This window comes from Streptomyces sp. NPDC037410, from assembly GCF_055602235.1.
Genome location: NZ_JBVJWR010000003.1, coordinates 56,600 through 76,317 on the forward strand (window position 1 = coordinate 56,600; position 19,718 = coordinate 76,317).

Sequence of the window (19,718 nt, forward strand, 5' to 3'; positions counted from 1 at the left end):
TCAGCCCATGGGGAAGTCACGGATCGCGGCCGGAGCGGTGACGGCCTGGCGGACGTCGTCGACCAGTTGCCCGTCGCGCATCCGGATCAGCCGGGGGACACGCGCGCCGATGGCGCTGTCGTGCGTGACCAGGACGATCGTCTGGCCCTCGTCCTGGTTGAGCTCGCACAGCAGGTCCATGACCTGGTCTGCCATCGCGCTGTCCAGGTTGCCCGTCGGTTCGTCCGCCCAGACGATGGCCGGACGTCCGGCGAGGGCGCGGGCGATGGTCACCCGCTGCTGTTCACCGCCGGACATCTCGCTCGGCCGGTGCTCGACCCGGTGGCCGAGGCCCACCCGGTCGAGCATCTCCAGGGCTCTGCGGCGCGCCTCGCGCGGCCGGGTGCCCACGAGCAGCAGGGGCAGTTCGACGTTCTCCACGGCGGAGAAGACGGGGATGAGGTTGAACGCTTGGAAGACGAAGCCCATGGTGTGGGCCCGGTGCTCCGTGCGCGCGGCGTCCGACATGGCGAACAGGTCGTGACCGTCGACCTCCACCCGACCGCCGTCGATGTCGTCGAGTCCCGAGAGACAGTTCAGCAGCGTGGTCTTTCCGGAACCGGACGGACCCATGACCCCGACCATCTCGCCGTGGCGTACGAGGAGGTCCAGGTCGAGCAGGGCGGTGACCGCGACGGAGCCCGTCCGGTAGATCTTGCGTACCCCGGTGGCGACGAGGAGTGCCCGGTCGGTGTTCATGGTCTCCATCCCAACCTCCGGAGGAAGCGCTGCGCTACGGCCACCCAGGCCCGACAAGGGGCCGAAGGGCCCAATCGCCGAGGCGCCGGGAGGGCCGCTTCGAGCGGTCTGCCGACGCTGTCCATCGGCGCTGTCCGTTGGCGCGGGCAGGCATCCGCCGTCAGACGTCTGCGGCGGCTCGGGCGCGTCTACGGACAGCGGTGGCGGCCAGGCTGCCCGCGGCCGTCGCGGTGACGGCGAGGAGGACGAACCCCCACGTGTAGTCGTGGGCGACGCTGTCGACCGCTCCCATCACGAGGGGCGGGAAGAAGCCTCCGAGACCACCCGCCGCACCGACCACTCCGGTCACCGAGCCGACCCGCTCGGCCGGAACCAGACGTGCGACGAGCGCGAAGACGGCCCCGGACCCGGCTCCCAGGCCGGCGGCCATGCCGAAGAAGGCCGCCGTTCCCACCGGGACCAGGCCCGCCTCGAACGCCGCGACCAAGGCGCACGCCGAAACGACACCGTACGAAACAGTCAGTACGGGGACGGGGTGAGTACGGTCCGAGAGCCAGCCGCCCACCGGCCGCATCGCCACGGCGAGGACGACGAATCCCGCCGTCCGCAGTGCCGCGTCGGAGCGGCCGAGCTCGTAGGCCCGGGTGAGGTAGGTCGGGAGGTAGACGCTGAACGCGACGAACCCTCCGAAGGACACGGCGTACAGGAACGCCAGCTGCCAGGTGGCCGGCGTCCGCATGGCCAGCGCCGTGCGTGACACCATCGACCCCGTTGCGGTCGCGCGTCCCGGACGGTCGCGGAGCAGGAACCGGGCCACCACGGCGTACACGGCGAGGCAGCCGGCCACGAGATCGAAGGGGAAGGCGCGCCCGACGGCGTCGGCGAGCTGGACGGTGGTGAACGCCGACAGGGCCGTACCACCAGTGCCGATGCCGAAGATTCCGAGGGCGACACCCCGCCGTGCGGGTGGGTACCAGGCGTTGACAAACGGTACGCCGACGGCGAAGGCCGTACCCCCGAGCCCGAGGAGGAAGCCGCCTACGAGCACCTCGGCCAGCGAGTCGGCCAGGTGGCCCAGATACAGCACGGGCAGGATCGTCAGGGCCGCGACGAGGGGGAAGACCCGGCGTGCCCCCCACCGGTCCGTCAGCGCCCCCGCCGGGATCCGGCCGAGCGCGCCGACCACCACGGGCACGGCGACCACCAGCGACTGCTCGAACGAACTGAGGGCGAGGTCGTCCCGGAGCCGCGGGCCGAGAGGGGCCAGCAGGGCCCACGCCCAGAAGCAGAGCGCGAACCCGGTGGTGGCGAGGATCAGCATCTGCCACGGTTGCGGCGCGTCCGCAACCGGTCGGCTCCCCGTGTTCCGGACCATCGTGACCTCCCGGCAGTGATCCGCGTGGGCGGCGTGTGCCCTGCCGCTTCCCACACTCCGGCCGCCAGGATCTCGGTCCCAGGGGCCACTCGTTCCCTTCCGTGACCGTGCGGCCCCACGACATGGGCCGGTCGGCCCTGTGCGGGGAGTCCTGGGCCGGGCACGGTGGGAGTGACGGACAGGCCGCAGGCAGGAGTGTCCAGCTCCTGCCGGTCCGCCATCGGGAGTGTGAGTGGCGATGATGTTCTGGTACGGCGACGGCATGAATGGATGGGGATGGTTCGCCATGTCGGCCGGGATGGTTCTCTTCTGGGGGCTGCTCATCACCGCCGCGGTGATGCTCTTCCGCTCACTGGACCGCGCCGCGGAACGGCCTCGGGGTTTCGGCCCAGCGGCGTCGGCCGAGCAGATCCTGGGCGAGCGACTGGCGCGCGGTGAGATCGACGAGGAGGAGTACCGCCGGCGCCTGACCGCTTTGCGCAGCGGCGGACAGTGACCGGTCGGGATGCGGGCGCGGGCGCGGCCGGTCACCCTGGGACCATGGCCGGTCGGATGCCCGGGGAGCCGGGCCGACGCCCCGACGCGCTCCGTGAGCTGACCGCTCGGCACGCAGGGCTGCTGCCGGCCGCGCTGGAGCGCGCCAGAACGGGCACCCCGGAGGAGCCCGGGGCATGGGCGCCCCAGGTTGCGGAGGCAGCCGGACTCCCGGCCGCCGCGGGGCTCGGCCCCGCCACCTTCTTCGCCGATCTCGCCACCCCGCGCGGCGAGCGGCATGTGCGGGTGTGCACTGCGACGGCGTGCTTCGCCGCGCGGCGCGGGGAGCATCTGGCGGAGGTGGAGCGCGCTCTCGGCGTGGTGGCGGGCACGGTCGACGAGGCGGGTTCGACCTCGCTGCAGACCGTGCACTGTCTCGGCTACTGCTACGCGGGCCCCGCTGCTCTCGACGGCACCCTGCCTCGCACGGGCCCGGACCTGGCCGACCAACTCGGCGGGCGGACGGAACCGCGCGCGCCGGGCATCCCCGTGGCCGACACCACCGGGGCGCCCGTCCTGCTCGCCGGGATCGTGGGAGGGCAGGACGCCTGGGACGTGTGGCGCCGGGCGGTGGCCGGACTGCGGCCCGACGACGTACGGCAGGAGACCGCCGCCTCGGGACTCCGCGGGCGCGGCGGCGCCGGATTCCCGGTGGCCGACAAGTGGGCCGCGGCGGCGGGGAAGCCGGGCACGGTCGTCATCGCCAACGGGGACGAGGGCGACCCCGGCTCGTACGCCGACCGGCTGCTCATGGAGGAGGACCCCGAGCGCGCCCTCGCGGGACTCGCGCTGGCCTGCTTCGCCTGCGGCGCCGGGCGCGGGATCGTCCTGGTGCGCTCCGAGTATCCGAGGGCCATGGCCCGGCTGCGCCGGGCGGTGGAACGCGCGACGGAGGCGGGCGACCTGGCTCCTTCGGTCGGGGCGGCCGGCCCGCGGCCGTTCGTCGAGGTCGTCGAAGGAGCGGGTTCCTACGTCTCCGGTGAGGAGACCGCCCTCATCGCCCGCCTCGAAGGCGCTCGCGGCTGTGCGCGCCCCCGGCCCCCCTACCCCACGGACCACGGCCTGTGGGACAGACCGACCGTGGTCAACAACGTGGAGACGCTGGCAGCCGTGCCCTGGATCGTCGCCCACGGCGGAGCGTCCTATGCCCGACGCGGCGTACCGGACGAGACCGGCACGAAACTGGTGTGCCTGTCCGAACGCTTCGCCCGGCCCGGGGCCTACGAGGTCGAACTCGGCACTTCCGTGGGCGAGATCGTCACCCGGTTCGGCGGTGGTCTCAAGGACGGGCGTCAGCTCGTGGCCCTCCAGATCGGCGGCCCGCTCGGCGGCTTCCTCGCCGGGACCGCCCTCGACGTCCCGCTCACCACGGCCGAACTCGCCGCGCACGGCGCCGCCCTCGGCCACGGCGGCATGGTCGCCTTCGACGCAGACACCGATCCGCGCGAACTCCTCAGGCACATCTGGGAGTTCGCCGCCGGCGAGAGCTGCGGTGCCTGCTCGCCCTGCCGGATCGGCACCGGGCGAGGACGTGAACTCGCGCAGGGCACGGGCGGGCCGGGGGAGACCTACGAGCGATTGGCACGGCTGATGAGGGAGGCGAGCCTCTGTGCCTTCGGCCGACGTGTCCCCGCCGCCGTCGGCAGCCTCGCCCGCGCCTTCGGGCCGGTCCTGGAAGGATGGGACCGATGACCCGGCTCCAGATCGACGGTGTTCCGGTCGAACTGCCCGCCGGGGCCTCACTGCTCGACGCCGTGCGTGCCACCGGAACCGACCTGCCTGCCCTCTGCCACGACGACCGCCTCCGGCCGGCCGGCTCCTGTCGGACCTGCCTGGTCCGCACCGACGGCCGGACCGTCGCCGCCTGCGTCACACCCGCGACTGCGGACCTCACCGTCGACACTGCCGACGAGGGCCTGCGGAACCTGCGCCGGGACGCGGTCGCCCTGATCGCCTCGGCGCTCCCGCCGCGCGCGCTCGCCGACAGCGCGCACAGTGAACTGGCCGAGGCGTGCCGGGCCTTGGGAATCCCGGCGGACACGGCGGCGGGTGACCCCGCGCGCGGGCGGGACGAGAGCCACCCGTACGTTCATCTCGACCGGGACCTGTGCATCGCGTGCGGGCGCTGCGTACGGATGTGCTCCGACGTCCAGGGCACGTTCGCGCTCACCCTCACCGGGCGCGGTGCCGACACGGTCGTCGCCCCGGGAACCGGCGGCCCCTGGGCCGCCTCCGACTGCGTGGCCTGCGGTGGCTGCGTCGACACCTGCCCGACGGGGGCGATCACCCAGCCCGGGCCCGGTCAGGGCCTCACCTCGCGACAGACACCCACAGACCGCGTGCGCACCACCTGCGGCTACTGCGGAGTCGGCTGCACCCTCGACGTCGTCGTCCGCGAGGACCGCGTCGCCGCCGTGCTTCCCGCCGGGGACGGCCCCGTCAACCGGGGCCATGCCTGCGTCAAGGGCCGCTTCGCGTACGGATACCTCGGCTCCGCCGAGCGCCTCACCGAGCCCCTGCTCCGTGAGAACGGGGTCCTGCGGCCCGCGAGCTGGGCGGAGGCCGTGGACCGGATCGCCGACGGCCTGCGCGCGGCCGTCCGTGACGGCGGCCCCGACGCGGTCGCCGCGATCTCCTCCGCCCGTGCCACCAACGAGGAGAACTACCTCGTCCAGAAGTTCCTGCGGACCGTCATCGGCACCAACAACGTCGACAACTGCTCACGCCTCTGCCACGCCCCTTCCGCCGCGGGACTCACCGCGTCTTTCGGACGCGCCGGCGGCACCGACCCCTTCGACGACGTCGAGACCGCCGACTGCCTCCTGGTCGTCGGCGCCAACCCCGTCGAAGCCCACCCCGTCGTCGGCGCCCGCCTCCTCCAGCGGGCACTCTCAGGCGCCTCCCTGATCGTGGCCGACCCCCGCGCCGTGGGTCTCGCCCGCCATGCCGACCTGCACCTGCGTCCGCGCCCCGGTACGAACGTCGCGCTCTTCCACGGCCTGGCCCACGTCCTCGTCGACGAAGGCATGACCGACCCGGGTTTCCTCCGCGAACGCGCCACCGGACTGGACGAACTCACCGACCTGCTGGCCGACTACCCGCCCGAGCGGGTCGCCGAGATCACCGGCGTCCCCGCCGACGACATCAGGAAGGCCGCTCGGCTCTACGGCCGCGCGGAGCGGCCGGCGGTCCTGTATGGCCTCGGGGTCACCGAGCACCTGCACGGCACCGACGGCGTCCGGACCCTGGCCAACCTCCCCATCCTGCGCGGCGCCGTCGGAGGCACCGGCCGCGGGTTCGGCATCAGCCCCCTGCGCGGCCAGAACAACGTGCAAGGCGCGTCCGACATGGGCGCCCTGCCCGACCTGCTGCCGGGCTATGGCCCTGTCACCGCCCCGGAGGCCCGCGCCCGTGCCGAGGCGGTGTGGGGTCGACCGGTCCCCGAACGGCCGGGTATGCGCATTCCCGAGATGTTCGTGGCGGCCCGGGAGGGCCGGCTGCGGGCGCTGTGGGTCATAGGCGAGGACGTGTGTGCGACCGATCCCGACAGCCGACGGGTCGCGGAGGCCCTCGACGCCTGCCCGCTCGTCGTCGTCAGCGAGCTCTTCCTCAGCGAGACCGCCCGGCACGCGGACGTCGTCCTGCCCGTGGCCTCGTGGCTGGAGAAGGACGGGACCTTCGTCAACTTCGACCGCCGCTTCCAGCGCGTACGGCAGGCGGTGAACCCGCCTGGAACAGCGCGCCCCGACTTCCGGGTCGTGCACGCCGTCGCCGAGGCCCTCGGTGCCGACCTGGGGTGCCCCACCCCGGCGGCGGCTCTCGCCGAGTGCGGACGTGTGACGCCTCTCTTCGCCGGTCTCTCGCACGAGCGGATCGACCGGGAGGGGGCCGTGCCCTGGCCCTGCCCCGCACCGGACCAGCCGGGCGAACGCACCTTGTACGGCACGGAGTTCGCTACCCCCGACGGGCGCGCGCACCTGTCGGCGGCCCCCTACCTGCCGCCCGGCGAGGAGCCGGACCAGGACTATCCGCTGGTGCTCGTCACGGGGCGCCGCTGGGCCCACTACAACTCCGGAAGCATGACCCGGCGCGGCGGCAACCTTCTTCTCGACGCGTACGACCGCCTGGACCTGCATCCCGAGGACGCCGCACGCTACGGACTGCGGGACGGCACCCCTGTCACCGTCGAGAGCCGCCACGGACAGGCGCGACTCGTCGCCCGCGTCGGCACGGAACTCGCTCCGGGGCAGGTCTTCTGCGCCTTCCACTTCCCGGCCAGCGGCGTCAACTCCCTCACCTCGGAGCACGTCGACACCGTGACCTCGTGTCCGGAGTACAAGGTCACGGCGGTCCGGCTGCGGCCGGCTTCGTCCCGCGACTCGGCGGCCCCGAGGTCAGCCGTGGGGGACGAGGGCGACCGGTGACCGACTGTGGTGCAGCACCGCGTGGGCCACACTGCCGATGCGTGCACCCAGCGTCGAACCCCGGGTGCGTCTACCGACCACCACAAGAGCCGCGTCCGAGGCGGTGTGCACCAGCTCCTGGCCGGCCGAGCCGGTCGTCACTCGCCCGGTCGCCATCACGTCGGGGAACTTCGTTCGCCAGGGTTCGAGGAGATCGTCGAGCGAACGCTGGATCTCGGGGGCGACGGTGAGCCGGACGTCCGGGACCATGGCGGGGCCGAGCGTCGCGTACACAGGCAACTGCTGCGCGTAGACGACCTGCACGCGGGCGAGACGCCGTGCCGCCTCCTCGAAGGCGAATCCCAGAACGGTGTCCACGGGTTGCCGGAGGTCGACGCCGACCACGACGGTTCCTTGCGGAGGTGACGTGTCGAGGGCCCGTACGAGGACGACGGGCCGTTCGACGAGACCGGCGACCGACATCCCGACCGAGCCGATCAGGTATCCGGTCGTACCGCCCAGGGCGCGGGAGCCGAGGACGAGCAGGTCGCTCTCCTCGGCCACGGCGACCAGTCTCGCCACAGGCTCCGACGGCAACAGCCGGGTGGTCACCGACAGATCCGGATGACGTTCGCGCAGGCCGGCCGCCGTGCGGGCGAGCAGATCCTCCGCCCACGGCTCGTCGGGCTCTCGCGCCGCGAACGGGAGGAGGACATCCGGCGACGTCTCCTTCACATGCACCAGGTCCACCCCGGTGCCGCGCAGCACCGCCTCCTCCGCCGCCCACTGCGCGGCGGCGTTCGCCTGATCCGTACCGTCCAGACCGACCACGATCCCCTGCGTCATGATCGTCCACCTCCTTGTGCGGTGTCGTCGATGTCGTAGGCGAGACGGGTCGCGGAGACCGAGACCACTCCGTCGACCGTCGCGCACATGCGCACGACGGCCGGGATCATGCCGCGGAAGCGCAGCTTCCCGGTGAGGTCGACACGCCCCTCTCGCACGTCGACCGCGATCAAGGTCGGGTCGAGACGCAGAGTGGCACCGAGCACGTCCTCGACGATCTCCTGGCGGATGTCGTCGTCCTGGCGGAGGAAGATGCTCAGGAGGTCGCGGCGGCTCACGATGCCTACCAGGCGGTCCTCGTCGTCGACGACGACGAGCCGCTTGATCCCTTGGACCTCCATGAGCCGGGCCGCCTCAGCCACGGTCCAGTCGGGGCGGGCGCACACGGCGGGTGCGGACATCAGCTCCTCCGCGCGCGTTCCCTCGGCCTTCGCCCGCTCCCACGCCTCGAGACCCGGCACGCCCGGCATGTCTCCCGGGGTGGTGGCCTGGTCGGCCGTCTTCCGCATCAGATCGCCCTCCGACACGACTCCGATCACCCGGTTCTCTCCGTCCACCACCGGCAGCGCGGTGACTCGGTGCTGCGACAGCACCCGCACGATCTCCTTGAACGGCGCGTCGCCGCGGATGCTCACCACCTCACGGGTCATCAGCTTGTCGATCCTGCGGTGTCGCATCACCCGCTCCTTCCCTGCGCGGACGCACCCGCTCCGGCCACCAGGCGAGCGGCGCAGCCGTCCCAGGTGACGAGGGCCGCATAGTCGTCCTCGGTGAGTTCCCTCCCACTGAGTTCGGCGAGCGCTTCCACGAACTCAAGGAAGTCCAGCGAATCCATCTCGAAGGTGTCCCGCAGGGACACGCCGGGATCGAGTCCTGTGAAGTCGGCGCCGGGGACGACACGCTGCACGGCTTGCCGAACGAACGCCTTCGCTTGGTCGTGGTTCACAGTTCCTCCGGGTGTTGCAGGAGCCGGTCCAGGGCGGTCAGGAGACGCGCGCCGGTGGCGCCGTCGGCGGCTCAGTGATCGGCGGACAGCGTCGCCGTCAGCACGGGACGTACTCCCAGCAGGCCGTTCACGGCCACGGGCCGCTCGACGATCCTGCCCAGGCCGACGAGTGCGACTTGCGGCGGGTAGACGACGCCGAACACGGCCTCGACGCCCTGGTCGCCGAGGTTGGTGACGGTGAGGCTGGGGTCGACGGTCTCGGACGCCCGGAGTCGGCCGCCCCGTGCCCGTGCCACCAGGTCCTTGAGTGCGGCCATCACCTCGGTCACGGAGAGTGTGTCGGCGTGGGCGAGGGCGGGTGCGACGAGGCCGCCGCCCCGCAGGGAGACCGCGACGCCCAGCCGTACCTCGACCGCAGGGACGAAGCCGTCGTCGACCCAGTGCCCGTTCAACGCGGGCACTTTCCGTGCCGCCAGCGCGACGGCCTTGAACGTGAGTGCTGCGGGCACCAGCCGTGCGGAGAGCGACAGTTCGCGGTTGCGGGCGTGCATCCATTCCAAGGCCGCTGCCATGTCCACGGTCGTGGCGAGGTAGAAGTGCGGGATCTCCCGCTTGGATCGGCTCATGAGCCGGGCCGTGGCCGCCCGCGCCATGTCCGGGACGGCCGGCCGCTGCGCGCCCTCGGCGGCCGCGGCGGAACGGACGTCATCCGCACGGATGGTGCCATCCCGACCAGTGCCGGTCACATCGGCGAGGTCGACGCCAACCTCGGTGGCCAGCCGCCGGGCGAGCGGAGAAGCCTTCACACGCAGCGGAGCGGGACGCTCCTTGGCCCAGTCGTCGCCGCGCACCGGCTTCACCGGCCGTGTCGTTGGCACGGTCTTGTCGCGCGCTGGTGCCGGTTCCGCGTGCTCCACGTCCGCGCGAGTGATCCTGCCTCCCGGGCCCGAACCATGGACGACAGTGAGGTCGACGTGCAGATCCTGGGCGAGTCGGCGGACCAGGGGTGTCGATGGCGGCGGGCTTTCGGCAGGTGGACTTTCGGGCGGTCGGCTCTCAGCCGGACTGATTTCGGCCGACGGGCTTTCGGAGGTCGTGCCGATGCGTGCCAGCGGCGTGCCCACCGGCACTGTGGTGCCCTCGTCCACCAGGAGAGCCTCGACCGTGCCGCTGTGGAAGCACTCCACCTCGATCGCGGACTTGGCGGTCTCGACCACCGCGATGACGTCGCCGCGCGTCACGCGGTCACCCGGGTGCACCAGCCACTCGGAGAGCATGCCCTCGTCCATGTCGGCGCCGAGCGCGGGCATCGTGAACTCGGCCATCTCAGCTCACCGCCCGGCGGGCCGCCGCCACGATTCCTGCGGGCTGGGGGAGTGCCGCCTCCTCCAGCCGGCGGGCGTAGGGGATGGGGACCTCCGCGCTGCACACCCGCTCGACGGGTGCGTCGAGGTTGAAGAACGCCTGCTCGCAGATGCGTGACTCGATTTCGGCGGACAGACTGCCGCTGCGCCAGCCCTCGTCGACCACGACGGCCCGGTGGGTCCGCCGGACCGAGCCGACGATCGTGGCGTCGTCCAGAGGCCGCAGCGACCGCAGGTCGACGACTTCCGCGGTGATCCCCGCGCCCGCCAGTTCCTCTGCGGCTTCGAGGGCCTTGGGCACGCAACCGCCGTACGCGACGACGGTGACGTCGTCACCCGCGCGGCGGACGGCCGCACGGTCCAGGTCGACCTCGTGGACGGCCGGATCGAGCGTGCCAGCCGCGTTGTAGAGGCTGCCGTGTTCGAAGAGCAGCACCGGGTCTGGGTCGGCCAGCGCGGCGGACAGCAGATGGCGGGCGTCGTCGATCGTGGCCGGCGCTAGGACACGGAGGCCGGGAATGTGGGCGTACCAGCCCTCGAGGCTGTGGGAGTGCTGAGCGGCCAGCTGCCGTCCCGCGCCCGTCGTCATGCGGATCACCAGCGGCACGCCGAGCTGTCCGCCGGACATGTGCCGCAGGGTGGCGGCGTTGTTGAGGATCTGGTCGAGTGCCAGCAGGCTGAAGTTCACCGTCATGATCTCCACGACCGGCCTCATCCCTGCCAGTGCGGCGCCGATCCCTGCTCCGACGAACGCGGACTCCGAGAGAGGGGTGTCGCGGACACGATCGGGGCCGAACTCCTCCAGGAGGCCGAGGCTCACGCCGAAGCATCCGCCGTAGCGGCCCACGTCCTCGCCCATCAGGAAGACCCGGTCGTCCGAGGTCAACGCCTCGCGCAGGCCCTCCCGAAGGGCCTCCCTGTAGGTGGTGGTGCCGTCGTCGGGATGCGCCCGAGGTCGTGTACGCGTGCTCATGACGGAACCTCCTGATGTTGGCCGGTGACATGGAGCAGCAGGTCTTCGGCCGACTCCTCGGGGGCCTGTTCGGCCGCGCGGACAGCTCGTTCGATCGCGTCCATGACCTCGTGGTCCAGGGCCTCTTGGGCGTCCGCGTCGAGGAAACCGGCCTTGCGCATGCCTTCGGCGAGTCCCGTGACGGGGTCGTGCTTCCTCCACTCCTCGATTTCGTCCTTCGGCCGGTACCGGTCCGGGTCGTACATCGAGTGCGCGCGAAATCGATACGTCCGCATCTCCAGGAAGTGCGGTCCGCTGCCCGCCCGAATCGACTCGACCGCTCCGCGTGCCGCCTTCTCCACGGCATGTACGTCCATGCCGTCGACGGCCCAGGCCGCCATGCCGTACGACGCCGCCCTCATCGCCAGGTCCGTCTGGGCGTGTTCGCGGGCGAGTGCCGTCCCCATCGCGTACAGGTTGTTCTCGCAGACGAAGAGCACGGGCAGCCCCCAGAGCTCCGCCAGGTTGGCGGTCTCGTGGAACTCGCCCTCGGCGAAGGCTCCGTCACCGAAGAAGCAGCAGGTCACTCTGGAATCGCCGCGCATCCGGTCGGCGAGTGCCAGCCCCGCCGCGAGCGGCAGTCCGCCGCCCACGATGGCGTTGCCGCCGTAGAAGCGGCGGCCGGCGTCGAAGAGGTGCATGGAGCCGCCGCGGCCGTGGCTGCACCCGGTGGCCTTCCCGTACATCTCCGCCATCACGGCCTCGGGCGGTACCCCACGGGCCAGCGCGTGGCCGTGTTCGCGGTACGTGGAGACGACCGCATCCTGCTCGGAGAGCGTCTGGTGGACACCGACGGCGACCGCCTCCTCACCGATGTAGAGGTGGACGAAGCCGCGGATCGCTGCCGCGCTGTACAGCTCGACGCACCGCTCCTCGAAGCGTCGGATGAGCAGCATCTGCCGCAGCAGGTCCAGGTCGTGGGTTGCCGGAGGGGCGAGGGCGGGCGTCGAGGGTCCCCGAGCGCGACGGGGCCGCTTCGTCTGCGATGTCCTGGCGGACGTGCCGCCCTGTGCGGTGGCCATCACGGCTCCTTCCCTGAGGGCCTGGCCGTTCCCGCCGGTTCGGGTGTCTCCAGCGTCGACACATCGCCCTCGGGCAGGCCCAGTTCGCGGGCCCGCAGCAGGCGGCGCATCACCTTTCCGCTACGGGTGTGGGGCAGGTCCTCGACGAACTCGATCTCGCGAGGGGCGACAGCCGGCCCGAGGCGCCGACGGGCGAACGCCAGGACGTCCCGCCGCAGTTCGGGGTCGGGCGGATACTCGGGGCGCGGCAGCACGAACGCCTTGACGATCGTGCCCGCCAGCTCGTCAGGGCGGCCGATGACACCGGCCTCGGCGACGGCCGGATGCTCCATGAGGGCGTTCTCCACCTCGAACGGCCCGATGAGGTGCCCCGCGGACTTGATGACGTCGTCGGCGCGGCCCACGAACCAGTACCAGCCGTCGGCGTCGCGGCTGACCAGGTCGCCGGTCAGGTACCACCCGTCCGCGAAGCACGCCTCGTAACGGCCCGGTTCGTGGAGGTAGCCGCGGAACATCGACGGCCAGCCCGCCCGCAGGGCGAGCTCGCCCTGAGCGCCCGGCTCCTCAAGGATCTGGACGTGCCCGCCGGTGACCGACGCCCGGCCGTCCTCGCCGCACGCCAGTACTGCTGCCTCGACGCCCGGAAGCGGTCGGCCCATCGAACCTGTCCGCACCGGATCGGCCGCGAAATTGGCGATCATGATGGCGCCGGTCTCGGTCTGCCACCACGTGTCGTGGACCGGAAGCCCGAGTGCCTCCCGGCCCCAGTGCACGGCCTCGGGATTGAGCGGCTCGCCGACGCTCGCGACGAACCGGAGCGACGACAGGTCGTGGCGCGCGGCGGGTATGGGGTCGCCGCTGCGCGGTGCGGCCCGCATGAGCATGCGGAGCGCGGTGGGAGCCGTGTACCAGACGGTGACGTGCTGGTCGGCGAGGATCCCGTACCAGCGGGCGGGGGCGAAGTCTCCTTCGTCGACGACGGTCGTCACGCCGTGGGTGAGCGGGGCGATGATGCCGTACGACATGCCGGTGACCCAGCCGGGGTCGGCGGTGCACCAGAAGACGTCGCCTTCGTGCAGGTCCAGGGCGTAGGCGGCGGTCACGTGATGGGCGAGGACCGCCTCGTGCACGTGTACCGCGCCTTTGGGGGTGCCTGTCGTGCCGCTGGTGAAGTGCAGCAGCGCCGGCTCCGCCGGATCGGTCGGCTGCACCGTGTACTCGTCCGGCGCGGCGTCCGTGAGCGCGGGGAACGAGAGGGTGCCCGGAGGCGGGTCGGCCCCGGGGTCGAGGAGCAGGACGTGTCGTAGGTGCGGAAGCCGGGGCCGTACCGGGGCCACTTTGCGCTCGTACAGCTCCCAGGTCGTGACCAGAGCCCGGGCGTTGCCCAACTCCATGCGCAGTGCGACGGGTTCGGGACCGAAGGCGGTGAACAGGGGGCACAGGATTCGCCCGGCACGCAGCGTTCCGAGGACGGTGCTGTACAGCTCGAAGCGGCGGCCGAGCAGGGTGAACACCCGCTCGCCGCGTTCCAGGCCGAGCGTCTCCAGCACGTGCGCGAAGCGGGAGCTCTCGGCCGCGAGCCGGGCGAAGGTCACCGTCGCCACGGAGCCGTCGCGGCCGACGCAGCGCAGCGCAGCGCGATCGCCGTGGCCCTCACGCAGGTGCCGGTCGACCGCCTCGTATCCGATGTTGATGCCGCCGTCCGGAAGCCCGGCGAGCCGGGACCGCTCGCGTCGCCAGGAGAACGTGGCCCGGGCACTGTCGTAGTCGGGCATGACCGGCGCCACCCACAGAGCGTTCATCGCGGTGGCTCCACGTCGAGCGCGAGATTGTCGTAGGCGTACTCGATCGATTCGTGCAGGGCGACCACTCCGTCGACCGAGCGGCAGAGCCGCACGATCACGCGGACGTCGGCGCGTTCGTCGACGCGACCCGTGAGCCTGACGACTCCGTCGTCGACAGTCACACGGATGGTGTCGGGAGCGAGGCGCAGAGTGTCGGCCAGGACGTCGTGCTCGATCTCGTCACGGATCGCGGTGTCACTGCGCAGGAAGGGCCGCAGCAGGTCGCTGCGACTGATGATCCCGACGAGCCGACCGGTCTCGTCGATGACGGGAAGCCGCTTGACTCCCTTGCGGTGCATCGTCCGGGCCGTCTCGACGAGATTCCAGTTCGGCTGTGCTGTGATGGCCGGCGAGGTCATCAGCTGGGCGGCCGTCTCCGCATCGGGCATCCCTCGCTCCTGGGACAGGAGTCGGACGCCCGTCGCACGGCCCTCCAGGTCGGGGAGCTCGGCGGTGGCCCGCAGCAGGTCGGCCTCCGAGACCACGCCGAGCAGGCGTCGGTCGGGGTCGACGACCGGGACCGCGGAGACGTCGTGTTCGGCGAAGAGCCGGGCGATCTGCTTGAACGGGGTCTGGGGGGCGGCGGTGACCACGTTGTGGGTCATCACCTCGAAAACCGTACGGTGCTGCATGACGGTCCTCCTTCACGGGACGAGGCGGCCCCGGTAGATCTCACCCTGCTGCGCGGAACCGGCCCGCGGGCAGTGCCGAATGGTCCCCTTCCGGGACGGTCGGTCCCATGACGAGCGGCCGATCGGGACGCATGGTGGAAGGCGTGAGCACCGGTCCCGGGAGGGCCGTGGCCGGTCGCTCGGGCCGGGAGGCGAGGACCATGACTGCGACTGAAACACGGCAAGGCCGGGAGACGCCCCGCGCAGGGTTGTGGGCTCGCGTCGGCGACCGTCTGATCGTGGGCGGTTCCACGGTCGGGGACGAGGGACGTGACGGTGAGATCGTCGGGCTCCACCACGCGGACGGCACTCCCCCCTTCGACGTCCGCTGGTCGGACACGGGCAGGGTCACCCTGGTGTTCCCGGGCCCGGACGCGCGGGTCCAGCACTTTCCGCCGCATGACACGAAGGCCGCTACGCGGTCGTGAACTCCGCCGCCGCGTCCACCACGCCGGGCACCGCCCGGGTGAGCCGCAGGGCCAGATCCGGGGATACGGATGGTGGCAGGCGTCCGGCCAGCGTCACCACCCCGTCCGTGACCCGTACGGTGAGTGCGGCGTCGCCTTCAGCGATCAGGTGCGTGAGGAGTTCGTGCCTCACGTCCTCGGCGAGCTCGGCGTCGGAGCGTAGGTAGACCTTGAGCAGGTCGCCCCTGCTGACGACACCGACCGGGCGGCCTTCCTCGTCCACCACGGGGAGCCGCTTGAGACGCCCACGCCCCATCAGCCGCGCCGCCCCCGCCATTGTGGCGCCGCGCGGCACGGTGACGGCCGGCGCCGACATCAGACTGCCCGCCGTCACCGGACCCGCCCCGTCGCCGTCCTCTCCCGGAACCTTGCCGAGTACGTCCGCCTCGGACACCACGCCGACCACCCTCCCCTCGGCCGACAGCACGGGAACCGCGCTCACACCCCAGCGCCGCATGGACTGGACGATTTCTTTGACCGGTGCGTCGAGCCTGGCGGAGACCATCGCGTGGGTCATCACGTCGTCGACGGTGCGTGGGTGCTTCATGACCGGCCTCCGGTACTTCTGCGCCCCCGAATCCTGTTCCTGCGAGGGTGTCGCCGCTGGGCGGCGGGTGACAAGGGCCGAAAGGGGCACGGCGTGACCCGGCCGGCCCTGGCCCGGCCGGTCGACCGGTGCTTTCCTGAAAGTGAGGAGGGGCCCGCCCCAGGGACGCGGGGAAGCGGCGTTCGAGCCGTGCACCGCGCGATCAGGATCCGCGAGAAGCGGATGGGCCCCTCCTCCTGTCGTGTCACCGCGTCGCCTCTCCAAGTGGTCTGGGCGGGAAGTGGTCTGGGCGGGCCGAGTCTGGGGCCGACCGGCCCTACCCGGCTCCTCCAGCCCGGTGCGAGCGTGGCAGCAGGCCACCCCGCGACCTGGAAAGGCGGTGGGCGCGATGGAATCGCCCCTGGTGGTAGGAGTCGACGGGTCCGACCCCAGCCTCACAGCGCTGGACTGGGCAGTCGACGAAGCGGTACGGTACGGGCTTCCGCTGCGGATCGTCCATGCCTCGCTCTGGGAGCGGTACGAGGGAGTCGTGCCTACCTGGGCCACGGACCGGCCGTCGGGCCAGATCCTCGCCGAGAACATTGTCGGCATCGCGGCCGAACGCGCCCGGCGCCGCGCACCCGATCTCCCTCTCGCCACGGCTGTCCTGGCCGAGGACGCGTCCACCGCGCTGCTCAGGGAAGGGCAGGAGGGAGCGATCCTCGTCGTCGGATCCCGCGGGCGCGGCGAGTTCGCCGACCTTCTGCTCGGCTCCGTCGGCCTCATTGTGGCCGCCCGGGCTCACTGCCCGGTCGTCGTCGTAAGAGGGGATCGGCACGCCCTGGAGGCGCGCCATGGACGCGTGCTGCTCGGCGTCGGAGAGCACGACGTGGACTCGCCCGCCGTGCGTTTCGCCTTCCGTGAGGCTGCAGCCCGGGACGCGGAGCTGGACGTCGTCCGCACCTGGCGACGGCCGGCCCACGAACCGATCGACCACCCGCTGTTGAGCGGCAACCGCGCGATCCACCTTGCTGAACAGTCCTCCGAACTGCTCGACAAGGCCCTGGAGGCCGCGGTGACCGAACATCCCCGGGTGCGCCTGCGCAGGGCCATACTCGAGGGCCCCGCCCACAGGGTGCTGACCGAGCGCTCCGCCGCCGCCGACCTGCTGGTCGTCGGGGCCCGGCGCCGGGACGGGCTCGTCGGTCTGGAGCTCGGCAGGGTCGCCCACCGAGCCCTGCACCACGCCACGTGTCCGGTCGCCGTCGTACCCCAGCGGCATCCCGAGAGTACGGAAGGAGAGCCGTGATGAACACAGCCGATGACCGGCACGCCCCGCACGCCACGAGCGACCTCGGCCGCCGCGTCGCGGCCAAGCGGGCACAACTTGGCCTGTCCCGGGAGGACGTGGCAGACCGGGCCGGCACCACGCCCGGCTACATCGCCTACCTGGAGGGGCGGGTGCCCACTCCGGGGATCGAATTCCTGGTCCGCCTCGCGAACGCGCTGGAGACCACCGTCCAAGACCTCACTGGATCCACGGCAGACCTCGCGCCGGGCGGAGGCCGCGCCGGGTATCGGCCACGGATGGAGGAGATCGACGAGGCCGAGTGCTGGGAGCTGCTCGACGACCATGGCGTCGGCAGGATCGCCGTCGAAGGACGGGACGGGCTCATGGTGATCCCCGTGAACTACCAGGTCGTCGACGGGCAGATCGTCTTCATGACCGCAGCGGACTCGTCCCTCGCGCGCACCGCGGCGTCCGGTGCGGAAGTCGCCTTCGAGGAGGATCGCCTGGACGAAGCCTTCAGCCAGGGGTGGAGCGTGCTCCTCGTCGGTCCGGCACGAACGGTGTCGGACGCGACCTCAGTACGGAGGATCAGGGACGCCGTCCACTCGGAGCCGTGGGCCGGGAACGGGCGGGACACCGTGGTGACACTCTCGCCGCGCCGGGTGACCGGCCGCCGTATCCGTGTGCCGGGTGCGCCCGGCACGCCCCTGGGGCAGCCGATCAAGGGCCGTCCCGTCAGCGATCTCTGAGCGCCAGGCAGGCTCGAATCCACTGGGCCGCCGGGCGCGCCCGGCGGCCCGTAGGCATCAGACCTGGTGCACACTGCCGACATGGCTGAGGACGAGGCGCAGGTCAGCCCACCTGACTCGCTGCTGCAGTTGATCGACAATCTCGCGCGGTTCCATCGCGAGCATGAGAAGTACTACGCACAGGCGCCGTTGCGGCAGGCCGGCGACCTGCAGGCGCGGTCTCGTGCGCTGAAGGCGCTGGCCGACCGGTGGAGCGTGATCGGCGTGGGTGAGCATGCGTCGGAGATCGCGCTCGCCGGAACGGAGGACCTGAATGCTCCCGGGCTCGTTGCGGAGTCGGGGATCCTCTTCATGGAGGGGGAGGGCGAGCCGGCAGAACTGCAGAGGTTGAAGCGTGAGGTCGGGCTGCTGGCGGACGACCTGGAGCAGACGGGCGTCTGGCTGGCCGAGGCGATGGAACAGGCGTGGGAGATGGCGGGGGGCCTGGCTGCCTATCCCGCGCTGGCCGACCTGCTCGGGGAGCGGCACCGGATCATTGCCGACGACTGGCAGTCGGCGGGTCTGCAGACACTGATCGCGCGGCTGCTGCGACGCGCCCTTGACCTGCTGGCCCGCGTCGACTTCGCTCCGGCGGCGCTGCGGGCCGACCTGCGGGGCGAGCGGACGGCCCCTGCCTACCTCTATTCGGCTTCGGAACTGCTCGACCGGGCGGCGGATCTGATGGCGGAATCGGCGATCCTGGTGCACGACAACGAGCGACGCTGGCGCGTCTTCCGCGCCCGGGTGCATGCGTTGCGGTCCGCATAGACCGAGCGGTCCATCCGTGGCGTCGTCATCGCCGCCCTGGTCATCGCTGTCATTGCCGTGTAGAAGGGCTGCGACGCCGGGCAAGGCAAGGGCTGTTTCGCGGCTACCACCGCATCGACTTGCTCTGCCGACGCCGAAGCGGACGCGTGCGGCAGGAGTCGCCTCTGTCTTCACAACAAGGGGACGACGGCGACCGGAGCGGGGCTGTGGTGGATGACCGCGTGGGCGACGTGGCCGAGATGCGCGCCGAGGGGCACCTTCCGGCTCCGTCGTCCCACGATGACGAGTTGCGCGGTCTGCGACGCCTCGACCAGCTGGTAGGCAGGCGAGCCCACCACCGCCGTGGCCGCCACGTCCACACCCGCGTACCGCTTCCGCCACGGTTCCACCAGGTCCTCCAGACCCCCGAGGAGGTGGCCGCCCAGCTCCTCGCTGATCCCCGGGTCCATGACGGCCGCGTAGCCGTACGACGCGGGAAGCGTCCAGCTGTGCAGGAACCGCAGCGGCATGCCCCTGCGGGCGGCTTCATTGAAAGAGAACGCGAGCAGGGCTTCGCACGGATGGTAGATGTCGACGCCCACCACGATCCCGCCTTCGGGAGCCACTGAGGCGCCCTCCGCGCGCACAAGAACGACAGGCCGGCGCGCCGAGCCGACGACGGCAAGGGAGACCGAGCCGACGATGAAGCCCCGGACGCCACCGAGCCCACGCGATCCGAGCACGGTCAGATCCGCCTCGTTCGCGGCGGCCGTCAGTTCCTCGGCCGCCCGGCCACGCGCCCGCTTCGTGAGCATCTCGAGGCCGGGATGTTCCTTCCGCACGCGGTCCGCCTCGTCCCGCAGGAGACTCTCGGCCCGATCGGCCAAGGTTCGGGCGTACGACAGGGTCACCTCAGGGGTGTTCGGCCACTCCTCCACGTGCACCAGCCGGAGTGGCACTTCGCGGAACACGGCTGCCGTCGCCGCCCACCCCACGGCGGCGAGGCTTTCCTTCGAGCCGTCGAGACCGACGGTGACCTGGGCCGTCATGGCGTGCCTCCTCAGTCGTGACCGCTCCGTCCCAAGCGTGGCCCGGATCGGAGAGGACGTCCCGAAATTCAGGCTGGCGGTCCCGTGCCTCCCGG

The 19,718-nt window shown here is 71.8% G+C and carries 18 protein-coding genes and 1 pseudogene; 7 read left to right on the top strand and 12 right to left on the bottom strand.

Features of this window, described 5'->3' with window-relative positions:
* Positions 1 to 747, bottom strand: a complete 747-nt coding sequence (locus tag ACZ7HT_RS05625) for an ABC transporter ATP-binding protein (RefSeq protein ID WP_246532743.1) — start codon at positions 745 to 747, stop codon at positions 1 to 3.
* A gap of 151 nt (positions 748 to 898) precedes the next feature.
* Positions 899 to 2,059, bottom strand: a complete 1,161-nt coding sequence (locus ACZ7HT_RS05630; RefSeq protein ID WP_221518488.1) for an MFS transporter — start codon at positions 2,057 to 2,059, stop codon at positions 899 to 901.
* Positions 2,060 to 2,351: 292 nt separating this feature from the next.
* Between ACZ7HT_RS05630 and ACZ7HT_RS05635 the strand changes: the two genes are divergently transcribed.
* The 3 genes from ACZ7HT_RS05635 to fdhF are packed head-to-tail and all read left to right on the top strand — an operon-like array spanning position 2,352 to position 7,071.
* Positions 2,352 to 2,609 (top strand): SHOCT domain-containing protein, encoded by a 258-nt coding sequence (locus tag ACZ7HT_RS05635; protein ID WP_184931966.1) that lies wholly within the window; start codon positions 2,352 to 2,354, stop codon positions 2,607 to 2,609.
* A gap of 44 nt (positions 2,610 to 2,653) precedes the next feature.
* Positions 2,654 to 4,339: an NADH-ubiquinone oxidoreductase-F iron-sulfur binding region domain-containing protein gene (locus ACZ7HT_RS05640; RefSeq protein ID WP_471160206.1), complete on the top strand. Its 1,686-nt coding sequence runs from the start codon at positions 2,654 to 2,656 to the stop codon at positions 4,337 to 4,339.
* Positions 4,336 to 7,071 (top strand): formate dehydrogenase subunit alpha, encoded by a 2,736-nt coding sequence (fdhF, locus tag ACZ7HT_RS05645; protein ID WP_471160209.1) that lies wholly within the window; start codon positions 4,336 to 4,338, stop codon positions 7,069 to 7,071. Before ACZ7HT_RS05640 ends, fdhF begins: the two co-directional genes overlap by 4 nt.
* Here fdhF and ACZ7HT_RS05650 read toward each other — a convergent pair.
* The 8 genes from ACZ7HT_RS05650 to ACZ7HT_RS05685 form a co-directional block, all read right to left on the bottom strand.
* Positions 7,042 to 7,896, bottom strand: a complete 855-nt coding sequence (locus ACZ7HT_RS05650; RefSeq protein ID WP_471160212.1) for a universal stress protein — start codon at positions 7,894 to 7,896, stop codon at positions 7,042 to 7,044. The genes fdhF and ACZ7HT_RS05650 overlap by 30 nt on opposite strands.
* The gene (locus ACZ7HT_RS05655) at positions 7,893 to 8,573 is read right to left on the bottom strand and encodes a CBS domain-containing protein (protein ID WP_471160214.1); all 681 of its coding nucleotides are present in this window, start codon (positions 8,571 to 8,573) and stop codon (positions 7,893 to 7,895) included. The genes ACZ7HT_RS05650 and ACZ7HT_RS05655 overlap by 4 nt, the downstream gene beginning before the upstream one ends.
* Positions 8,573 to 8,842, bottom strand: a complete 270-nt coding sequence (locus ACZ7HT_RS05660) for a phosphopantetheine-binding protein (protein ID WP_132916194.1) — start codon at positions 8,840 to 8,842, stop codon at positions 8,573 to 8,575. Before ACZ7HT_RS05660 ends, ACZ7HT_RS05655 begins: the two co-directional genes overlap by 1 nt.
* Positions 8,843 to 8,913: 71 nt before the next feature.
* Positions 8,914 to 10,167 (bottom strand): 2-oxo acid dehydrogenase subunit E2, encoded by a 1,254-nt coding sequence (locus ACZ7HT_RS05665; protein WP_471160218.1) that lies wholly within the window; start codon positions 10,165 to 10,167, stop codon positions 8,914 to 8,916.
* A gap of 1 nt (position 10,168) precedes the next feature.
* Positions 10,169 to 11,179, bottom strand: coding sequence for an alpha-ketoacid dehydrogenase subunit beta (locus tag ACZ7HT_RS05670; RefSeq protein WP_471160221.1), 1,011 nt, complete (start codon positions 11,177 to 11,179; stop codon positions 10,169 to 10,171).
* Positions 11,176 to 12,240: a pyruvate dehydrogenase (acetyl-transferring) E1 component subunit alpha gene (pdhA, locus tag ACZ7HT_RS05675; protein ID WP_471160223.1), complete on the bottom strand. Its 1,065-nt coding sequence runs from the start codon at positions 12,238 to 12,240 to the stop codon at positions 11,176 to 11,178. Before pdhA ends, ACZ7HT_RS05670 begins: the two co-directional genes overlap by 4 nt.
* Positions 12,240 to 14,042, bottom strand: a complete 1,803-nt coding sequence (gene acsA / locus ACZ7HT_RS05680) for an acetate--CoA ligase (protein WP_471160225.1) — start codon at positions 14,040 to 14,042, stop codon at positions 12,240 to 12,242. The genes pdhA and acsA overlap by 1 nt, the downstream gene beginning before the upstream one ends.
* Positions 14,039 to 14,716 (bottom strand): CBS domain-containing protein, encoded by a 678-nt coding sequence (locus tag ACZ7HT_RS05685; protein WP_132916198.1) that lies wholly within the window; start codon positions 14,714 to 14,716, stop codon positions 14,039 to 14,041. Before ACZ7HT_RS05685 ends, acsA begins: the two co-directional genes overlap by 4 nt.
* Positions 14,717 to 14,964: 248 nt before the next feature.
* Here ACZ7HT_RS05685 and ACZ7HT_RS05690 point away from each other — a divergent pair.
* Positions 14,965 to 15,144, top strand: a pseudogene (locus tag ACZ7HT_RS05690) (DUF1918 domain-containing protein); the annotation flags it as partial.
* A gap of 25 nt (positions 15,145 to 15,169) precedes the next feature.
* Here the strand turns inward: ACZ7HT_RS05690 and ACZ7HT_RS05695 are convergent.
* Complete coding sequence (locus ACZ7HT_RS05695; RefSeq protein ID WP_184931893.1) at positions 15,170 to 15,769, bottom strand: CBS domain-containing protein; 600 nt, start codon at positions 15,767 to 15,769, stop codon at positions 15,170 to 15,172.
* 388 nt (positions 15,770 to 16,157) lie between these two features.
* Here ACZ7HT_RS05695 and ACZ7HT_RS05700 point away from each other — a divergent pair, with 388 nt between their 5' ends.
* The 3 genes from ACZ7HT_RS05700 to ACZ7HT_RS05710 all read left to right on the top strand — a co-directional run bounded on the left by ACZ7HT_RS05700 (position 16,158) and on the right by ACZ7HT_RS05710 (position 18,595).
* Positions 16,158 to 17,057: a universal stress protein gene (locus tag ACZ7HT_RS05700; protein WP_184931892.1), complete on the top strand. Its 900-nt coding sequence runs from the start codon at positions 16,158 to 16,160 to the stop codon at positions 17,055 to 17,057.
* Positions 17,057 to 17,788, top strand: coding sequence for a helix-turn-helix domain-containing protein (locus ACZ7HT_RS05705; RefSeq protein WP_184931891.1), 732 nt, complete (start codon positions 17,057 to 17,059; stop codon positions 17,786 to 17,788). The genes ACZ7HT_RS05700 and ACZ7HT_RS05705 overlap by 1 nt, the downstream gene beginning before the upstream one ends.
* Before the next feature lie 81 nt (positions 17,789 to 17,869).
* Entirely contained in the window at positions 17,870 to 18,595 is a 726-nt protein-coding gene (locus ACZ7HT_RS05710; RefSeq protein WP_471160230.1) for a hypothetical protein, read from the top strand.
* Between the two features lie 170 nt (positions 18,596 to 18,765).
* Here ACZ7HT_RS05710 and ACZ7HT_RS05715 read toward each other — a convergent pair whose 3' ends face one another.
* Positions 18,766 to 19,623, bottom strand: a complete 858-nt coding sequence (locus ACZ7HT_RS05715) for a universal stress protein (RefSeq protein ID WP_184931890.1) — start codon at positions 19,621 to 19,623, stop codon at positions 18,766 to 18,768.
* Positions 19,624 to 19,718 lie beyond the last annotated feature (95 nt).

What these genes read in the sequence shown, in the direction of transcription:
- ACZ7HT_RS05625 (WP_246532743.1), bottom strand. Translation starts at nt 747, where the DNA reads ATGGAGACCATGAACACCGACCGGGCACTCCTCGTCGCCACCGGGGTA.
- ACZ7HT_RS05630 (WP_221518488.1), bottom strand. Translation starts at nt 2,059, where the DNA reads ATGCTGATCCTCGCCACCACCGGGTTCGCGCTCTGCTTCTGGGCGTGG.
- ACZ7HT_RS05635 (WP_184931966.1), top strand. Translation starts at nt 2,352, where the DNA reads ATGATGTTCTGGTACGGCGACGGCATGAATGGATGGGGATGGTTCGCC.
- ACZ7HT_RS05640 (WP_471160206.1), top strand. Translation starts at nt 2,654, where the DNA reads ATGGCCGGTCGGATGCCCGGGGAGCCGGGCCGACGCCCCGACGCGCTC.
- fdhF (WP_471160209.1), top strand. Translation starts at nt 4,336, where the DNA reads ATGACCCGGCTCCAGATCGACGGTGTTCCGGTCGAACTGCCCGCCGGG.
- ACZ7HT_RS05650 (WP_471160212.1), bottom strand. Translation starts at nt 7,896, where the DNA reads ATGACGCAGGGGATCGTGGTCGGTCTGGACGGTACGGATCAGGCGAAC.
- ACZ7HT_RS05655 (WP_471160214.1), bottom strand. Translation starts at nt 8,573, where the DNA reads ATGCGACACCGCAGGATCGACAAGCTGATGACCCGTGAGGTGGTGAGC.
- ACZ7HT_RS05665 (WP_471160218.1), bottom strand. Translation starts at nt 10,167, where the DNA reads ATGGCCGAGTTCACGATGCCCGCGCTCGGCGCCGACATGGACGAGGGC.
- ACZ7HT_RS05670 (WP_471160221.1), bottom strand. Translation starts at nt 11,179, where the DNA reads ATGAGCACGCGTACACGACCTCGGGCGCATCCCGACGACGGCACCACC.
- pdhA (WP_471160223.1), bottom strand. Translation starts at nt 12,240, where the DNA reads ATGGCCACCGCACAGGGCGGCACGTCCGCCAGGACATCGCAGACGAAG.
- acsA (WP_471160225.1), bottom strand. Translation starts at nt 14,042, where the DNA reads ATGAACGCTCTGTGGGTGGCGCCGGTCATGCCCGACTACGACAGTGCC.
- ACZ7HT_RS05685 (WP_132916198.1), bottom strand. Translation starts at nt 14,716, where the DNA reads ATGCAGCACCGTACGGTTTTCGAGGTGATGACCCACAACGTGGTCACC.
- ACZ7HT_RS05695 (WP_184931893.1), bottom strand. Translation starts at nt 15,769, where the DNA reads ATGAAGCACCCACGCACCGTCGACGACGTGATGACCCACGCGATGGTC.
- ACZ7HT_RS05700 (WP_184931892.1), top strand. Translation starts at nt 16,158, where the DNA reads ATGGAATCGCCCCTGGTGGTAGGAGTCGACGGGTCCGACCCCAGCCTC.
- ACZ7HT_RS05705 (WP_184931891.1), top strand. Translation starts at nt 17,057, where the DNA reads ATGAACACAGCCGATGACCGGCACGCCCCGCACGCCACGAGCGACCTC.
- ACZ7HT_RS05710 (WP_471160230.1), top strand. Translation starts at nt 17,870, where the DNA reads ATGGCTGAGGACGAGGCGCAGGTCAGCCCACCTGACTCGCTGCTGCAG.
- ACZ7HT_RS05715 (WP_184931890.1), bottom strand. Translation starts at nt 19,623, where the DNA reads ATGACGGCCCAGGTCACCGTCGGTCTCGACGGCTCGAAGGAAAGCCTC.